Source organism: Sinorhizobium sp. FG01 (assembly GCF_002531875.1).
GTDB lineage: Bacteria > Pseudomonadota > Alphaproteobacteria > Rhizobiales > Rhizobiaceae > Sinorhizobium > Sinorhizobium fredii_C.
The window spans coordinates 38,591-55,026 of sequence record NZ_NWTB01000015.1 but is presented as its reverse complement, the minus strand read 5'-3'; the positions used below and the strand labels follow the sequence as shown (position 1 = coordinate 55,026).

Annotated in this window: 13 protein-coding genes; 7 read left to right on the top strand and 6 right to left on the bottom strand. The window is 62.8% G+C overall.

Going from position 1 to position 16,436, the window contains the following annotated elements:
- Positions 1–2: 2 nt before the first annotated feature.
- Complete coding sequence (locus CO656_RS22985; protein ID WP_097527296.1) at positions 3–986, bottom strand: glycosyltransferase; 984 nt, start codon at positions 984–986, stop codon at positions 3–5.
- Positions 987–1,340: 354 nt separating this feature from the next.
- Here CO656_RS22985 and folD point away from each other — a divergent pair, with 354 nt between their 5' ends.
- Positions 1,341–2,240 (top strand): bifunctional methylenetetrahydrofolate dehydrogenase/methenyltetrahydrofolate cyclohydrolase FolD, encoded by a 900-nt coding sequence (folD, locus tag CO656_RS22980; protein ID WP_097527262.1) that lies wholly within the window; start codon positions 1,341–1,343, stop codon positions 2,238–2,240.
- Between the two features lie 15 nt (positions 2,241–2,255).
- On the opposite strand, the gene CO656_RS22975 is transcribed toward folD, so the two are convergent.
- The gene (locus CO656_RS22975; protein WP_097527261.1) at positions 2,256–3,287 is read right to left on the bottom strand and encodes a substrate-binding domain-containing protein; all 1,032 of its coding nucleotides are present in this window, start codon (positions 3,285–3,287) and stop codon (positions 2,256–2,258) included.
- Positions 3,288–3,584: 297 nt separating this feature from the next.
- On the opposite strand from CO656_RS22975, the gene CO656_RS22970 reads away from it, so the two are divergent.
- From CO656_RS22970 to CO656_RS22945, 6 genes are all read left to right on the top strand, one after another.
- Positions 3,585–4,943, top strand: a complete 1,359-nt coding sequence (locus CO656_RS22970) for an ABC transporter substrate-binding protein (protein WP_097527260.1) — start codon at positions 3,585–3,587, stop codon at positions 4,941–4,943.
- Positions 4,944–5,184: 241 nt separating this feature from the next.
- Positions 5,185–6,192 (top strand): sugar ABC transporter permease, encoded by a 1,008-nt coding sequence (locus tag CO656_RS22965; protein ID WP_097527259.1) that lies wholly within the window; start codon positions 5,185–5,187, stop codon positions 6,190–6,192.
- Between the two features lies 1 nt (position 6,193).
- Complete coding sequence (locus CO656_RS22960; RefSeq protein WP_097527258.1) at positions 6,194–7,342, top strand: carbohydrate ABC transporter permease; 1,149 nt, start codon at positions 6,194–6,196, stop codon at positions 7,340–7,342.
- Between the two features lie 28 nt (positions 7,343–7,370).
- On the top strand, positions 7,371–9,026 hold the full coding sequence (locus CO656_RS22955; RefSeq protein WP_037423987.1) for an alpha-amylase family glycosyl hydrolase: 1,656 nt from the start codon (positions 7,371–7,373) through the stop codon (positions 9,024–9,026).
- A 19-nt stretch (positions 9,027–9,045) separates the two neighbouring features.
- Positions 9,046–10,134, top strand: coding sequence for a sn-glycerol-3-phosphate ABC transporter ATP-binding protein UgpC (gene ugpC, locus CO656_RS22950; RefSeq protein WP_037423990.1), 1,089 nt, complete (start codon positions 9,046–9,048; stop codon positions 10,132–10,134).
- Between the two features lie 261 nt (positions 10,135–10,395).
- Positions 10,396–10,806 carry a hypothetical protein gene (locus CO656_RS22945; protein ID WP_083854240.1) on the top strand — a complete coding sequence of 137 codons (411 nt, stop codon included), beginning with the start codon at positions 10,396–10,398 and terminating at the stop codon, positions 10,804–10,806.
- Between the two features lie 39 nt (positions 10,807–10,845).
- Here the strand turns inward: CO656_RS22945 and edd are convergent, their stop codons facing one another.
- From edd to CO656_RS22925, 4 genes are all read right to left on the bottom strand, one after another.
- Positions 10,846–12,666, bottom strand: coding sequence for a phosphogluconate dehydratase (edd, locus tag CO656_RS22940; RefSeq protein WP_037423993.1), 1,821 nt, complete (start codon positions 12,664–12,666; stop codon positions 10,846–10,848).
- A gap of 126 nt (positions 12,667–12,792) precedes the next feature.
- Positions 12,793–13,491, bottom strand: coding sequence for a 6-phosphogluconolactonase (pgl, locus tag CO656_RS22935; RefSeq protein ID WP_037423996.1), 699 nt, complete (start codon positions 13,489–13,491; stop codon positions 12,793–12,795).
- 9 nt (positions 13,492–13,500) lie between these two features.
- Positions 13,501–14,976 (bottom strand): glucose-6-phosphate dehydrogenase, encoded by a 1,476-nt coding sequence (zwf, locus tag CO656_RS22930; RefSeq protein ID WP_037423999.1) that lies wholly within the window; start codon positions 14,974–14,976, stop codon positions 13,501–13,503.
- Positions 14,977–15,146: 170 nt separating this feature from the next.
- Positions 15,147–16,433, bottom strand: a complete 1,287-nt coding sequence (locus CO656_RS22925; protein ID WP_097527257.1) for an FAD-binding oxidoreductase — start codon at positions 16,431–16,433, stop codon at positions 15,147–15,149.
- Positions 16,434–16,436 lie beyond the last annotated feature (3 nt).

Genomic DNA, 16,436 nt, shown 5'->3' with positions numbered 1-16,436 from the left:
ACTCATTTCGCTTCGCGGTATTGTTCGTCCGCAGGGCCGATCCTGGCCCTCAGTCGGCCGACCGCCAAATGGAAGGGATAAAGGCTTGCTATTGCAAGGCCCGTTTCCGACCATAGCTTGAGGCCGCGCGGCAGCGACACGGCGAGCAGTCCGATGGTTTTGCCGAGCGCTCGCAACCGCCCGGCAAGGGTCGCATCGCGCTGATGCTCGAGCAGCGTCGAAATCGCCCCCTGTTCGAGACTGCGGGCGCGGATCCAGGACGCGGTGGTGTGGTCTCGCGGAACTGCTTCCGCCACCCAGGCCTCTGCCGCCCAGGCAAAAAAGAACCCCTTCGCCCTGCATCGATTGAAGAAATCCCCGTCGCCGACGCCGGCGAAATTGAGGGCCGGGTTCAGAAACGGCCGCGGCATGGCATCGAGCACCGCTCGCGTGATGAGGACATTGCCGGCGGAATAAAGCCTCGGCACCGGCCCGGTGGCATCGTAGTGGGGCGAAAAGATGGGATGATGCTTCCATTTCTGCCCATCCGGATCCTCGAAGACCGGTAGCTGCGGGCCGCCGACGATGTCCGCCGCGTGGCCCTCCTGAACGGCGACAAGGCCATCGAGCCATTCGGGAGCAGCAACCGCATCGTCGTAGATCACCGCTATCGCGCGCAGGTTCTGATAGTGGTCGAGGGCTGCCGCCCAACCGGCATTGCATGCATGGCTGTGGCCCTGCCGATGGGCGACGATCACGGTCGAATCCGACCGGTGTTCGAGAAAAAAGCGCTTTGCCGCTTCGGCGCCGGCGAGATCGTCCGGGTCGTTTTCAACCACCACGGTCGCGTAAGGAACGTCGGGCCTTTGGGAGACGATGGTCTTCAACGTCTTGACGAGATGGTCCGGGCGGCGAAATGTCGGGACCACGACGACGAGTTCGATATCCGCCGTATTCTCCCTTTCGCTCTGGAAGTGGATCGAAATATCCTCACCGGTCGGCGACATCGACAAAACCCGCGCAGCTAAAGGCAAGCAATAAAACAAATCTTCGAACGCGAATCGGAATGGGAGTGTATCACGTTAACGGCCGGAGCGTGACTGGCGGGCATGATCCTGACGGAGCCTGACGATCGCTCGCGGTTGGGTCCAATGGGCTGCTGCCATGCGAGCGAACTCTCAAGCGCCCGTCGCCTGAACGCCCGGCCTTGCAACCGTGCAAGGAAATGCGCCGAATGGCGTTGCGGTTCCTCCAAGCCCTTGCATTTATGCGTTTGGGACAGCATAGGGCGCTTGCAGGCAATTGCGCAAAGCGACGCCAGCTAGAGTGTGGCGCGTCGAGGACAAACCGGGAGATACGCCGTGACGACTGTGATTGATGGCAAGGCCGTTGCCGCTTCGGTCATCGAAACCGTGAAATCCGCTACCAAGACGCTGGAGACGGAGGCAGGCGTCCGGGCCGGCCTCGCGGTGGTCATCGTCGGCGACGATCCGGCGAGCCATGCCTATGTGTCGGCGAAAAGCCGGATGGCGAAGGAATGCGGTTTCCTCTCCGTCCAGCACACGCTGCCCGAGGAGACCTCGCAGGAGGAGCTGGCGGCGCTCGTCACCGAGCTCAATGCCGATCCGTCGATCCACGGCATCCTCGTCCAACTGCCTCTGCCGAAACATCTTCAATCGGAGCCGATCATCCAGTCGATCCTCCCCGAGAAGGATGTCGACGGTCTGCATGTCGTCAATGCCGGCAAGGTCGCGACGGGCGATCTCGAGGGCGGGCTGGTTTCATGCACTCCGGCCGGCGCCATGGTCTTCGTGCGCCGCACCCATGGTGAAGACCTCTCCGGGCTGAACGCCGTCGTCATCGGCCGCTCCAATCTCTTCGGCAAGCCCATGTCGGCGCTGCTGCTCGCCGCCCATGCGACGGTGACGACCGCACATTCGCGCACCAAGGATCTTCCGGCCGTGTGCCGCAACGCCGATATTCTCGTGGCGGCGGTCGGCCGGCCGGAAATGGTCAAGGCCGATTGGGTGAAGCCCGGGGCGCTGGTCATCGATGTCGGCATCAACCGTGTCCCGGCGCCGGAGCGCGGCGAGGGCAAGACGAAGCTCGTCGGCGACGTCGCCTTCGAGGAATGCGCCAAGGTCGCAAGCGTCATCACGCCGGTTCCGGGTGGCGTCGGGCCGATGACGATCGCCATGCTGATGGCGAACACGATCATCGCCGCCTACCGCAGGGCCGGTCGCAAGCCGCCGAAGTTCTGACGACGAAGTCCGTCTCTACCGGCCCGGGGCGGGTCCGGTCGAAGCGCGCACGATCAGCTCGGCGCGCCAGAGTTCCTGTTCCGGATAGTCGCCGCGGGCGATGATCCCGCCGATCAGCCGAGTCGCGATGCGCGCGCCGGCAGCCCTCAGTGATGAGCGGGTGGTCGTCAGCGGCACGCTGAAGTTCTCCGGCTTCAGCATCGGCAGGACGTCGTCATGGGCGATGACCGAGATGTCGCTGCCGATGGCGAGCCCCGCCCGGTTGATCGCCCGCACTGCGCCGAGCGCCAGCACCGTACTGGAGCAAAGGACCGCCGTCGGCGGGTTGGGCCGTTCAAGAAAGTGCTGCATGCTTCGATAGCCGTATTCGTCGGCCATCACCGAATGATGGACGAGTTCTTCGTCGAGGCCGAGGCCCCATTCGGTAAGCGCCCGCGTCACCCCCTTTTTCCGGCGGATGGAAAAGGCGAGATAGTCCGGCCCGTTGATCAGCGCGATCCGGTGGTGGCCGAGTTGCAGAAGAAGCTTGGTGGCGTCGTAGAAGGCCTGGGTATTGTCGATGTCGAGAAACGGGTAATCGCGCGGCCCCCCGATCGACCGGCCGTGAACGACGAAGGGAATGGAGAGCGCCTTCAGCATGGGAATGCGCGGATCGTTGGGGCGCATATAGGCGAGGAAGACCGCGTCGACATTGCCGCTTGCCGCCAGCCGCCGGAACGTTGCCTCCTCGTCGTCCGGTGCGCTCGGATTGAGGACGAAATGAAAATCGTGCTTCACCGACTCCTCTGCGAGGCCGGCGAGGAACTCGCCGAAATGGATGTCCGAATCGATGCCCGCCGCGATCGGCATGACGAGCCCGATCGAATAGGCCTTGCCGGTTGCCAGCCGCTGGGCGGCACGATTCGGCCGGTAGCCGGTCTCCCGCACCGCCTGCAGCACCCTTTGCCGCGTTTCCGCATTAACTTCCGGATAGCCGTTGAGTGCGCGACTCACGGTCGTCTGTGAGAGGCCGAGGATCTCCGCCAGCTGCTTCAGATTCACTGCCATGGCCGGTTTCCTCTCAAAGCGCTTTGGATATTCGCTTTATTTTTTGCCCTTTCGGCAAGCGCTAACTTGTCCTGATACCATCCGGCCCGCCTATGAAAAAGCTCGAAACCTTCATTTTGCGCCGCAAAACCGTGCCGCAGGGCAAAATGTTGCAATGCAGCGCGCAGCCGGATGAAAGCTCTTGACTCTTTCCTGGCGGCAATGGAGTGTTGGCAAACTCAAAGCGCTTTGAATAACGTGTCTTTGACGATCCACCCGTGGCGCAGCGCCCGGGTTTCTTTTTGGGGAGGACCGAACGTGAAGAGATCATTGCTGATTGGCGTCGCTGCGCTCGCTTTGCTTGCAGGGGCTGCCAGCGCTGCCGACCTGAAGTTCAAGCCGGGCGAGGATTCGAAGTTCAATTGGGGAAGCTTCGAGGAGTTCAAGAAGGGGCACGACCTGAAAGGCCAGACGCTGACGATCTTCGGTCCCTGGCGCGGCGAGGACGAGGCTCTGTTCAAGAGCGTCTTTGCCTATTTCGTCGAAGCGACGGGCGTCGAGGTCAAGTATTCCTCTTCCGAAAACTACGAACAGCAGATCGTCATCGACACCCAGGCCGGCAGCCCACCCGATGTGGCGATCCTACCCCAGCCAGGCCTGATTGCCGACCTTGCCGCCAAGGGCCTTCTGACGCCGCTCGGCGACGAAACCAAGCAATGGCTGCTCGACAACTACGCCGCCGGTCAGTCCTGGGTGGATCTCTCCACCTATAACGGCAAGGACGGCACCGTGGCGCTCTATGCCTTCCCCTACAAGATCGACGTCAAGTCGCTCGTCTGGTACGTCCCGGAAAACTTCGAGGACGCCGGCTACGAAGTGCCGAAGACCATGGAAGATCTGAAGGCTCTGACCGAGAAGATCGCGGCCGACGGCGAGAAGCCCTGGTGCATCGGTCTCGGATCGGGCGGCGCCACCGGCTGGCCGGCGACGGACTGGGTCGAGGACCTGATGCTGCGCACGCAGTCGCCCGAAGTCTATGACAAGTGGGTCAAAAACGAAATTCCCTTCACCGACCCGGCAGTGATCAACGCGATCGATGAATTCGGCTGGTTTGCGCGAAACGACAAGTTCGTCGACGGCGGCGCGGCGGCGGTCGCCTCCACTGACTTCCGCGATAGCCCGAAGGGTCTCTTTGCCTCGCCGCCGAAGTGCTATCTGCACCACCAGGCCTCTTTCATTCCCTCCTTCTTCCCGGAAGGTACGGTGGTTGGCGAGGATGCCGACTTCTTCTACATGCCGCCCTATGAAAGCAAGAAGGAGCTTGGCAATCCGGTGCTCGGCGCCGGCACGCTTGCGATGATCACCAAGGATACGCCGGCCGCGCGCGCGTTCATCGAGTTCCTGAAGACGCCGATCGCGCATGAGGTCTGGATGGCCCAGACGAGCTTCCTGACGCCCTATAAGAGCGTCAATGTCGACGTCTACGGCAACCCGCCGCTGAAGAAGCAGGGCGAGATCCTGCTCAACGCCACGACCTTCCGCTTCGACGGTTCGGACCTGATGCCCGGCAAGATCGGCGCCGGCGCGCTCTGGACCGGCATGGTCGACTATGTCGGCGGCAAGCCCTCGGCCGACGTCGCGGCTGGTGTCCAGAAGGCCTGGGACGCTATCAAGTAGTCTCCAGGGCGGCGGACGAATGCCTCGTCCGCCGCCTTTCCTCTTCGGATCAGCCTGCCTGCTGCATTTTTAAATCGCAGCCGATTTAAGCATGCAGTAACTCAAAGGTTACGGCGGCCTTTGCGCGTCTGATGAGACGCGCGCCGCTGTAGGCGGGTATCCCAATAAAAAGCGGAAGCCGCCATCGTGCAATGCGCCTGGAGCGACCGGTTCCGGAAGCGTTTGAGGGGAGGGATGTGTCATGCAGCTTGTCGCTGCGATTGTGACGATGATAGCCGGTGTCCTGGCCTGTGCGGTCTATTTCTGGGCCACCAATTTCATTCTCGATTGGATTTTCCCTTCGAAGGGGCTGTCAGGCGCTGCCGCCTCCCGCAATTTGCGGATCACTAACGCGATCCGGCCGTGGCTGTTCCTGGCGCCGGCCCTGTTCGCGCTGACGATCTATCTCATCTATCCGGTGGTCCAATCCGTTTGGTTGAGCTTCCACGACAGGGGCGGCCAGAATTTCGTCGGCGCGCGCAACTACAGCTGGATGATCAATGACGGTGAATTCCGCCAGTCGATCTTCAACAATTTCCTCTGGCTGCTAGTCGTGCCGGCGCTCTCGACCTTCTTCGGCCTGATCATCGCCGCGCTGACCGACCGCATCTGGTGGGGCAACATCGCCAAGACGCTGATCTTCATGCCGATGGCGATCTCCTTCGTCGGCGCCGCCGTCATCTGGAAATTCATCTACGACTACCGGGCTGCCGGCTCCGAGCAGATCGGGCTCCTGAACGCCATCGTCGTTGCTTTCGGCGGTGAGCCGCAGGCCTGGATCACGCTTCCATTCTGGAACAATTTCTTCCTGATGGTCATCCTCATCTGGATACAGACCGGTTTCGCCATGGTCATCCTCTCGGCGGCGCTGCGCGGCATTCCGGAGGAGACGATCGAGGCGGCGGTTATCGACGGCGCCAACGGCTGGCAGATCTTCTTCAAGATCATGGTGCCGCAGATCTGGGGGACGATCGCGGTCGTCTGGACCACCATCACCATCCTTGTCCTGAAGGTCTTCGACATCGTGCTCGCAATGACCAATGGCCAATGGCAGAGCCAGGTGCTTGCCAACCTAATGTTCGACTGGATGTTCCGCGGCGGCGGCGACTTCGGCCGCGGCGCGTCGATCGCGGTGGTCATCATGATCCTCGTCATTCCGATCATGATCTGGAACATCCGCAACGCGACCAAGGAATCGGGAGGTCACTGAGATGAACCCGTCGACGCGTTCTCCGCTCACCTGGGCCGTTCATCTTTCGGTCCTGCTCCTCGTCCTCCTCTGGACCATGCCGACTGCCGGCCTGCTGATCTCCTCTCTACGCGACAAGGACCAACTCGCCGTCTCCGGCTGGTGGACGGCGCTCGCCACCTCGTCGCGCAACGCCGTGGCGCGTGCCCCTTCGGCCGACAACCAGGTCGAGCGGGACGGCAAGTTCGTGATCTCCGGAAATCTGCTTGAAGGTCAGGGTGGCGGCCAGATTTCCGCCTTCGGTTTTTCCAGCCGCGAGCCGGCGAAGTTCAAACCCGGCGAGACGGCAGAGCTCAATGACGGCGAGCGGCTGACCGTGCAGACGGACGGCGGCTTCGAAATCGTCTCGGATACGAAGATGGAAGGATCGCGCGGCCAGCGCATCTTCTATACCGCCTCGACACCGCCTCGCTTCACGATCGACAACTATATCGAGGTGCTGAGTGCGGCCGGCATCGGCACGTCGTTCCTCAACTCGCTGACCGTCGCGATACCGTCGACGGTGATCCCGATCCTGATCGCCGCCTTTGCGGCCTATGCGCTGGCCTGGATGCCTTTCCCGGGCCGCGCCATCCTGCTCGCCGTCGTCGTCGGTCTGCTCGTCGTGCCGCTGCAGATGTCGCTCATTCCGCTTTTGCAGCTCTATAACGGCGTCGGCGCCTTCTTCGGCGTGCCGGCCAAGACCTATATGGGCATCTGGCTCGCCCATACCGGCTTCGGCCTGCCGCTGGCGATCTATCTTCTGCGCAACTACATGGCCGGCCTGCCGCGCGAGATCATGGAATCGGCGCGCGTCGACGGCGCCAGCGATTTCGACATCTTCGTCAAGATCATCCTGCCCTTGTCGTTCCCGGCGCTCGCCTCTTTCGCCATCTTCCAGTTCCTCTGGACCTGGAACGACCTCCTCGTCGCCATCGTCTTTCTCGGCGCCGGCGAGGATTCGCTGGTGCTGACCGGGCGCCTGGTCAATCTCCTCGGTTCCCGCGGCGGCAATTGGGAAATCCTCACCGCTTCCGCCTTCATCACCATCGTCGTACCGCTGATCGTCTTCTTCGCCCTGCAACGCTACCTCGTGCGTGGCCTGCTGGCGGGATCGGTCAAGGGCGGCTGACATTTCAAGACAGGGACTTCAAATTCGCATGGACAAGACCGAAACGACCGGCGCAATCCTGACGGCCGACAAGGACTGGTGGCGCGGCGCGGTGATCTACCAGATCTACCCGCGCTCCTTCCAGGACACCAACGGCGACGGCATCGGCGACCTGAAGGGCATCACCGCCCGCCTACCGCATGTCGCGGCGCTCGGCGCCGATGCCATCTGGATCTCGCCGTTCTTCACCTCGCCGATGCGCGATTTCGGTTACGATGTCTCGAACTACACGGATGTCGATCCGATCTTCGGCACGCTCAAGGATTTCGATGCACTGATTGCGGAAGCCCATAGGCTCGACCTCCGCGTGATGATCGATCTCGTCCTGTCGCACACGTCCGACCAGCACCCCTGGTTCGTCGAGAGCCGCTCCAGCCGCAGCAATGCCAAGGCTGACTGGTATGTCTGGGCTGACTCCAAGCCGGATGGCACGCCGCCGAACAATTGGCTGTCGATCTTCGGCGGCTCCGCCTGGGCCTGGGACCCGACCCGGCTGCAATATTACCTGCACAATTTCCTGACCTCGCAGCCGGACCTCAACCTGCACAATCCGCATGTGCAGGATGCGCTTCTCGCCGTCGAGCGCTTCTGGCTGGAGCGCGGCGTCGACGGCTTCCGCCTCGACACCATCAATTTTTATTTCCACGACCGAGAGCTGCGGGACAACCCGGCGCTGGCGCCGGAGCGCCGCAACGCCTCGACCGCGCCTGCCGTCAATCCCTACAACTATCAGGAACATATCTACGACAAGAACAGACCGGAGAATCTGGACTTTCTGAAGCGCTTCCGTGCGGTGATGGAGGAATTCCCGGCGATCGCCGCCGTCGGCGAGGTCGGCGACAGCCAGCGCGGTCTTGAAATCGCCGGTGAATACACCTCGGGCGGCGACAAGGTGCAGATGTGCTATGCCTTCGAGTTCCTGGCGCCGGATCCGCTGACCCCGGAACGCGTTGCCGAGGTGTTGCGCGATTTCGAGAAGGTCGCGCCGGAGGGCTGGGCCTGCTGGGCCTTCGCCAACCACGATGTCGTCCGCCACGTCAGCCGCTGGGGTTCCGGCGTTGCCGACCACGCCGGTCATGCCAAGCTGCTCGCCAGCCTGCTGATGTCGCTGCGTGGTTCGGTCTGCATCTATCAGGGCGAGGAACTGGCGCTGCCGGAAGCGGAGCTCGCCTATGAGGACCTCCAAGACCCTTACGGCATCCAGTTCTGGCCCGATTTCAAGGGCCGCGACGGCTGCCGGACGCCGATGGTGTGGGAGAGCCTGCCGGACGGCGGCTTCAGCAGCGCGAAGCCCTGGCTGCCGATTCCCGAGGCCCACCTGCCGCAGGCGGTCGCCATCCAGGAGGGCGACCCGGCTTCGGTGCTCGAGCACTATCGCCGTTTTCTCCATTTCAGGAAGGCCCATCCGGCCTTCGCCAAGGGAGATATCGAATTCGTCGAGACGCGGGCACCGCTTCTCGGCTTCATCCGGACCCACGGCAATGAAAAGCTCTTCTGCCTGTTCAATATGGGCGACGAGCCTGCGGCCGCGGAATCGCCAAGCGACGGGATCGAGCCGCTCGACGGTCACGGCTTCATCTCTGATATAAGGGACAACAAGATCAGTCTTCCGGCCTGGGGCGCGTTCTTCGCGCGCCTGGCCTAGAAACCGAGGGGAGGGTGCAATGACGGGCCTGCTGCTTAAAGACATCCGCAAGTCCTATGGGGCGGTCGATGTCATTCACGGCATCAATCTCGACATCAAACAGGGCGAGTTCGTCGTCTTCGTCGGGCCGTCCGGCTGCGGCAAGTCGACGCTGCTCCGGATGATCGCCGGGCTCGAGGAGATCACCGGCGGCGACATGTTTATCGACGGCGAGCGGGTTAACGACGTGCCGCCATCGAAACGCGGCATCGCCATGGTGTTCCAGTCCTATGCGCTCTACCCGCATATGACCGTCTACGACAACATGGCCTTCGGCATGCGGATCGCCAAGGAATCGAAGGAGGAGATCGACCGCCGGGTTCGGTCGGCAGCCGACATCCTCCAGCTCACGAAATTCCTTGATCGTCTTCCGAAGGCGCTTTCCGGCGGCCAGCGCCAGCGCGTCGCGATCGGCCGGGCGATCTGCCGCAATCCCAAGGTCTTCCTGTTCGACGAGCCGCTGTCCAACCTGGATGCTGCCTTGCGCGTGGCGACCCGCATCGAGATTGCCAAGCTCAGCGAGCGGATGGCCGACACGACGATGATCTATGTCACCCACGACCAGGTGGAGGCGATGACCCTCGCCGACCGCATCGTCGTGCTCTCTCTCGGTCACATCGAACAGGTCGGGGCGCCGCTCGAGCTTTACGAGCGGCCGGCGAACCTGTTCGTCGCCCGCTTCATCGGCTCGCCGGCCATGAACGTCATCCCCTCGACGATCACGGCCACCGGCGCGCAGACGACGGTGAACCTTACGGGCGGAAAATCCGTGACGCTCGACATCCCGACGAACGCGTCCGAAAACGGCAAGAAGGCGAGCTTCGGCGTGCGGCCGGAAGACCTTGAGGTGACCGACGGCCAGGATTTCCTGTTCGAGGGAACAATTGCCATCGTCGAAGCGCTTGGCGAGGTGACGCTGCTCTATATCGAAGGTCTCGTCGAGAACGAGCCGATCATCGCCAAGATCCCCGGCATCCTCAAGGTCGGACGTGGCGACCGAGTGCGCTTTACCGCCGACAAGTCGAAGCTTCACCTTTTCGACGCCGACGGGCGCAGCTATCGCGTTTAGTGTAATGTCTGAGAATGCCACTCACCCTAGCCCTCTCCCCGCAAGCGGGGCGAGGGGACTGAGGCAGTGCGGCGAACTCCCTTCGCCCCGCCTGCGGGGAGAAGGTGGCCGGCAGGCCGGATGAGGGGCATGTGACACACCAACATCAGTACCGCTGATAGATGCTTTCGGACGGAATATGCGCATTCCACCGCGGCGCCAAACCCTCTGTTAAATTTCATTGGGTAGCGTGACCGCAATTCGAATGCGAAAGGTGAATTGATGCGCAGCCCGGCCCCTCAGATGCAACGGCACTTCCTCAACAAGGAAGAGTCGTTCATGTATGATCGAGAGGCTAATTTCCCGATGGAGGACACGCGGAACGACGCGCGAATTGAATTTACCGAGAAGGGGATGCAGAACCTCTCGTCGCGCCGCTGCGAGATCATCAAGCTGTCGAAAAGCAGCGCCGTGATCGGCATCGTGACGAAGTTCCAGCTGCCGCAGAATTTCTATCTCGACATACCGAGCGCCCGCCTTCCGCTGATCGGCTGCCTGTTGAAGCGGGTGCATGCCAACAACCTCATTGAGGCCCGGTTCCTGCGGCTGTTGAGCGATCGCGACCTAAATCGGATCTTCGTCTACAGCACCCATCCGAACCATCGCAACCGCACGCTGGACATCTATCGCTGACGGCGAGAGCCGTCGGCACATTCCGACGGCGCAGGTGCCTCAGTGAAACAGAACGCTGCCGCCGCGATCGGCCGCCCCGGCGATCTGGCGGAACGGCGCGAACAGTTCGCGGCCCATCCCGAACTCGTTGTCGGAGAGGTCGATACGAGCCGGCACCCGCGTTTTCAGGGCAATGTCGTCGACCTTGACCTCGATTGTCCCCTTGACCGCATCGATGCGGATGATGTCGCCCTCTTGGATGCGGGCGATCGGCCCGCCCTCCTTTGCTTCCGGCGTAACATGGATAGCAGCCGGGACTTTGCCGGATGCGCCGGACATGCGCCCGTCGGTGACGATCGCCACCTTCTGGCCCCGGTCCTGCAGGATGCCGAGCACGGTCGTCAGCTTGTGCAACTCCGGCATGCCGTTCGCCTTCGGGCCCTGGAAGCGAACAACGGCGACGAAATCGCCTTCGAGCTTGCCCGCCTTGAAGGCGGCGTTGAGCTCGGCCTGATCGTTGAAGATCTTGGCGGGGGCCTCGATGATATGGCGTTCCGGCTTGACGGCGGAGATCTTGATCACCGCCTTGCCGATATTGCCGGTCAGCATCTTCAACCCGCCGGTATGCTGGAAGGGCTGGTCGATGGTCGAGAGCACTTTCGGATCGGCGCTTTCCTCCGGCGCCGGCTCGCGCTGGACGGTGCCGTTGACGCCGAGCTTCACGTCGATCGCATAGGCATCGAGGCCCTGGCCAAAGACGGTTCGGACGTCGTCATGCAGCAGCCCCTTCTTGAGCAATTGGCTGATCAGGAAGCCCATGCCGCCGGCCGCGTGGAAATGGTTCACGTCGGCAAGGCCGTTTGGATAGACGCGGGCGAGCAGCGGCACGACGTCGGAGAGTTCCGAAATGTCCTGCCAAGTGAGCGCGATCCCGGCGGCGCGCGCCATGGCAACGAGGTGCATGGTGTGGTTGGTCGAGCCGCCGGTCGCATGCAGGCCGACGACGCCGTTGACGATCGACCGCTCGTCGATCATCTCGCCGGCCGGCGTGAATTCGTTGCCCATGGCCGTGATCGCCAGCGCCCGCTTCGCTGCCTCCTTGGTCAGCGCGTCGCGCAGCGGCGTGCCGGGATTGATGAAGGAGGCGCCCGGCAGGTGGAAGCCCATGATCTCCATCAGCATCTGGTTGGAGTTGGCGGTGCCGTAGAAGGTGCAGGTGCCGGGGCCATGATAGGACTTCGATTCCGCCTCGAGCAATTCGTCGCGGCCGACCTTGCCCTCGGCGAAAAGCTGCCGGACCTTGGCCTTCTCGTCGTTCGGCAGGCCCGAGGTCATCGGTCCGGCGGGAACGAAGATGGCGGGCAGGTGACCGAAGGTCAGCGCCGCGATTACCAGGCCCGGCACGATCTTGTCGCAGACGCCGAGATAGACGGCCGCATCGAACATGTTGTGCGACAGGCCGATGCCGGCTGCCATGGCGATCAGGTCGCGCGAGAAGAGCGACAGCTCCATGCCCGGCTGCCCTTGCGTGACGCCGTCGCACATCGCCGGCACGCCGCCCGCAACCTGCGCCACACCGCCAGCCTCGCGGGCCGCCTCGCGTATCAGCGCCGGATAGGTTTCGAAAGGCTGATGCGCCGAGAGCATGTCGTTATAGGAGGTGATGATGCCGAGGTTCGGGACGCGGTCGCCGGCGAGCGCGTCCTTCTCGGCGGGGGAACAGACGGCAAATCCGTGCGCCAGGTTGCCGCAGCCGAGGACACTCCGGTGCGGTCCCGTCGCCGCGGCGCTGCGGATGCGTTCCAGATAAGGTTCGCGATAGGGCTTTGAGCGCTCGACGATACGGGCGGTAATGGCGGCAATGCGGGAATCGGCGGACATGGCACATCCTGTTCCGGAGTCTTCGGACCCCTTGGTCTTCATCCTGTCATCGGCTTACAGCGGCAATGTTTCCAAGGCGGCGCGTCGCTGTAACGCTTCTGAATTGCTGTCTCCTGTCCGGACGCCTTACGGCGCCCAGTAGATCTGCAGCGGCGATGCCGCCCGCCTCAGCATGGCGCGGATCGGCATCTCGGCCTCTTCTCCCGCGGCTTGCGCCCGGGCGAGGACCTCCTTTTTTCCCTCGCCTTCGATATGTAGGACGAGATATCCGGCATCCCGAAGGCTCGAGAAAGTAAAGGTGAGGCGGGGTTCACCGGCGCCGTCAGCCTCCATCGTGACCACGCCACGGGGAGTTGCCGGGTCAAGGGCCTCTTCAAGGCGTGTCCCGCCGGGGAAGAACGAGGCCGTATGCCCGTCCGTTCCCATGCCGAGCACCACCACGTCGAAGGGCGCAGCGATCGCGGCGGTCACCTCGCTTGCGATCGCAGCGGCGGCCTCGGCCGTCGCCGCGGCATGATAGAGCGGCACGAACTTCGCCGCGGCCGCTTTGTCCTGAAGCAGGTTCGAAGCGACGAGCGCGTGATTGGAGCGATCGCTTTCCGGCGGTACGAACCGCTCGTCGACGAGGGTGATCGTCACTTTCGTCCAATCGAGGTCGCGCCCGGCCAGCGCGCGGAAAAAGGCCTTCGGCGTCGAGCCGCCGGACACCGCAATGCTCGCCTTGCCGTGGGCCGCAATCGCTGCGGCGAGCCTGGCGCTGACGGCATCGGCAAGCGCCTCCGCCAGGGCCGCTCCATTCTCGTATGTGTGCAGGGTCTCGCTCATGGGCCGGTCCTAGATTGTGTCGTTCCAGGTGCGGCCGTCGCGTTCGATGAGCGCGATCGCCTGGCTCGGCCCCCAGGTGCCGGCAGTGTAGCCCTGCACCTGCTGGCCGGCCGTTTCCCAGGCCTTGAGGATCGGGTCGATCCATTGCCAGGCGGCCTCCACCTCGTCGCGGCGCACAAACAGTGTCTGGTTGTTACGGATGACGTCGAGCAGCAGCCGCTCATAGGCATCGGCATTGCGGACGCCGAAGGCTTCGGCGAAGCTCATGTCGAGCGGTACGTTTCTGAGCCGCATTCCACCCGGTCCGGGGTCCTTGATCATCAGCGATTGCTTGACGCCCTCGTTCGGCTGCAGCCGGATCATCAGTTGGTTGGCGGAGATGCGCCCGGCGCTGTGGTCGAAGATCGAATGCGGGATCTGCTTAAAGGTGATGACGATTTCCGACATGCGGCCGGCCATGCGCTTGCCGGTGCGGATGTAGAACGGCACGCCGGCCCAGCGCCAATTGCTGATCTCGGCCTTGATCGCGACGAAGGTCTCGGTGTTGGAGACGCCGCCTTCGAGCTCTTCGAGGTAGCCCTTGACCGGGCCGCCTGCCGATGCGCCGGCGCGATACTGGCCGCGAACCGTGACCTGCTCGACATTGGCGGCGGTGATCGGCTTCAGGGCCCGGAGCACCTTGAGCTTCTCGTCGCGCACCGCTTCCGCATCCATCGAGGTCGGCGCTTCCATCGCGACGAAGCAGACGAGTTGGAGAATATGGTTCTGCACCATATCGCGCAGAGCGCCGGCCTTGTCGTAATAGCCGGCGCGATTTTCCAGGCCGACCGATTCGGCGACGGTGATCTGCACGTGATCGATATGGGCCGAATTCCACAGCGGCTCGTAGAGTGCGTTGGCGAAGCGCAGCGCCATCAGGTTCTGCACCGTCTCCTTGCCGAGATAGTGGTCGATGCGGAAGATTTGCTCTTCGCGGAACACCTTGCCGATCGTGTCGTTCAGCTCCGTCGCCGAAGCGAGATCGCGACCGATCGGCTTTTCGACGACGATGCGGGTGTTCTTGGTGATGAGCTTGTGGTCTCGGATCTTTTCCGAAATATCGCCGAAGATTGCCGGCCCGACGGCGAGATAGAAGGCCCGGGTGCGATCCTTGCCTTCCTCGAGCAATTTCTTGAGATCGTCCCAGCCCTGCTCGGACTTGGCGTCGACAGATATGTAATAGAGACGTGCGGTGAATTTAGCCACCTCGGCCTCGTCGAACTCGCCGGGCTTCAGGTGTTCCTTCAGCGCGTCGGACGCGAAGCTGCGATATTCCTCATGGCTAAGGGCAGCACGCGAAGCGCCGATGATTCGTGTCGGCTCGGTGAACTGGCCTTCGATCTGCCGGTGGTAGAGGGCCGGCAACAGCTTGCGCTCCGCAAGATCGCCGGTGCCGCCGAACACGACATAGTCAAACGGTTCGACAGGAATGATCTGGCTACTCATGGCATGTCTCGATCTGTTTCAGGTCAGGGGCAGATATAATCTAATCGATTTAAAAGCGCTAGGGTGCAACGCAACAAAATCGTATCTGCCCAATTTTTCCAAAGCATGACGCTCTGTGCATGAACCTAGGGAGTCGGCCTGGGCAATACCCGCTCCGGAACCATGCGGCTCTAAAGCCGATCGCGCAAGGCATACCAGCTCAGGGCAAGGAAGAGGAGGGCGGAGCGAAAACGAATCCCGCCTGGAAACGCCGGTATTTTCAAGTCCTTGAGAAGGTCAAGTTCCGTTGCTCTGCCGAGTGCGAGGTCAGCGTACAGCTTGCCGCAATAGTTGGAGAGCATGACGCCGTGGCCCGAATAACCGCCGATGCTCGTCACCCCCGGCATGACCTCGCGGCAGAAGGGCTGGCGCGGCATGGTGATGCCGACCGAACCGCCCCAGGCATGGGTGATGTCGATATCGGCAAGTGAAGGATAAATTTCGCGGATCTGGCGGCGGATGTGGGTGGAAATGTCGCGCGGATTGTCGGCGGTATAGGCCTCGCGCCCGCCGAACAGCAGCCGGCCATCCTTCGTTTTGCGGAAATAGCGCACGACGAACCGCGAATCGTCGACCGACTCGCCGCCCGGAAGAATCTCCGGGTGGTTCGTCAGCACCGGGGTCGCGCCGATGAAGGAGCGGATCGGCATCACGTGGCTGGCGGTCACCGGCTCGAGATCGCCGATATAGGCGTTGCAGGCGATCAGCGCCCGGTCCGCGGTGATCGTGCCTTGGTTCGTCTCGATAACGACCGCACCGCCCTTTTTCTCGACCCTCAGCGCCTTCGTCTGTTCGTAGAGCTTGGCACCGGCAAGGGCCGCCTGCCTTGCGAGCCCGACGAGCAGCTTCATCGGATGAATATGGCCGGTGCCGGTGTCGCGGATGCCGAAGTGGTAGTGGCGCGAGCCGAGCCGGTGCGCGGTTTCCTCCCGGTCCATGAAGGAGAGGTGCGGGTAGCCGAACCGTTCCGCCATAGCCTCGACATGGCGGCGATAGTCAGTCTCGAAGCTCCTCTTATGGCCGACTGAGAGCTGGCCGGGCACGAACTCGATATCGATCCCGTGCGCGCTTGCGAAATCCAGCACGTAGCGCTTGGCGTTCTCCGCCATGTCGAAGAGCAGTTGCGCCCGTTCGTGTCCGAGCACCTCTTCCGTCTCGTCGGCCCAGGCGCGCTGGCCGGTGCCGAACTGGCCGCCGTTGCGCCCCGAGGCGCCGTCGCCGAGGCGGCAGGCGTCGATCAGCGTGACGTCGGCCCCGCCCTTCGCAAGGTTGAAGGCCGCCTGCAGCCCGGTATAGCCGCCGCCGATGATGGCGACATCAGCCCTCTGCGATCCCGGCATTGCCGGATAGCTGGGCCGGTCCGGGACCGTCGCCTCGTACCAGGAGAGTCCGGGCGAGATCGGGCTTTGCCATTCCATCCG

Bases quoted from the DNA above. Each gene is read 5' to 3' on its own strand.
- CO656_RS22975 (WP_097527261.1), bottom strand. From the start codon at position 3,287: ATGGCAGTGAATCTGAAGCAGCTGGCGGAGATCCTCGGCCTCTCACAG.
- CO656_RS22965 (WP_097527259.1), top strand. From the start codon at position 5,185: ATGCAGCTTGTCGCTGCGATTGTGACGATGATAGCCGGTGTCCTGGCC.
- CO656_RS22925 (WP_097527257.1), bottom strand. From the start codon at position 16,433: ATGGAATGGCAAAGCCCGATCTCGCCCGGACTCTCCTGGTACGAGGCG.
- CO656_RS22945 (WP_083854240.1), top strand. From the start codon at position 10,396: ATGCGCAGCCCGGCCCCTCAGATGCAACGGCACTTCCTCAACAAGGAA.
- ugpC (WP_037423990.1), top strand. From the start codon at position 9,046: ATGACGGGCCTGCTGCTTAAAGACATCCGCAAGTCCTATGGGGCGGTC.
- pgl (WP_037423996.1), bottom strand. From the start codon at position 13,491: ATGAGCGAGACCCTGCACACATACGAGAATGGAGCGGCCCTGGCGGAG.
- edd (WP_037423993.1), bottom strand. From the start codon at position 12,666: ATGTCCGCCGATTCCCGCATTGCCGCCATTACCGCCCGTATCGTCGAG.
- zwf (WP_037423999.1), bottom strand. From the start codon at position 14,976: ATGAGTAGCCAGATCATTCCTGTCGAACCGTTTGACTATGTCGTGTTC.
- CO656_RS22985 (WP_097527296.1), bottom strand. From the start codon at position 986: ATGTCGCCGACCGGTGAGGATATTTCGATCCACTTCCAGAGCGAAAGG.
- CO656_RS22960 (WP_097527258.1), top strand. From the start codon at position 6,194: ATGAACCCGTCGACGCGTTCTCCGCTCACCTGGGCCGTTCATCTTTCG.
- CO656_RS22955 (WP_037423987.1), top strand. From the start codon at position 7,371: ATGGACAAGACCGAAACGACCGGCGCAATCCTGACGGCCGACAAGGAC.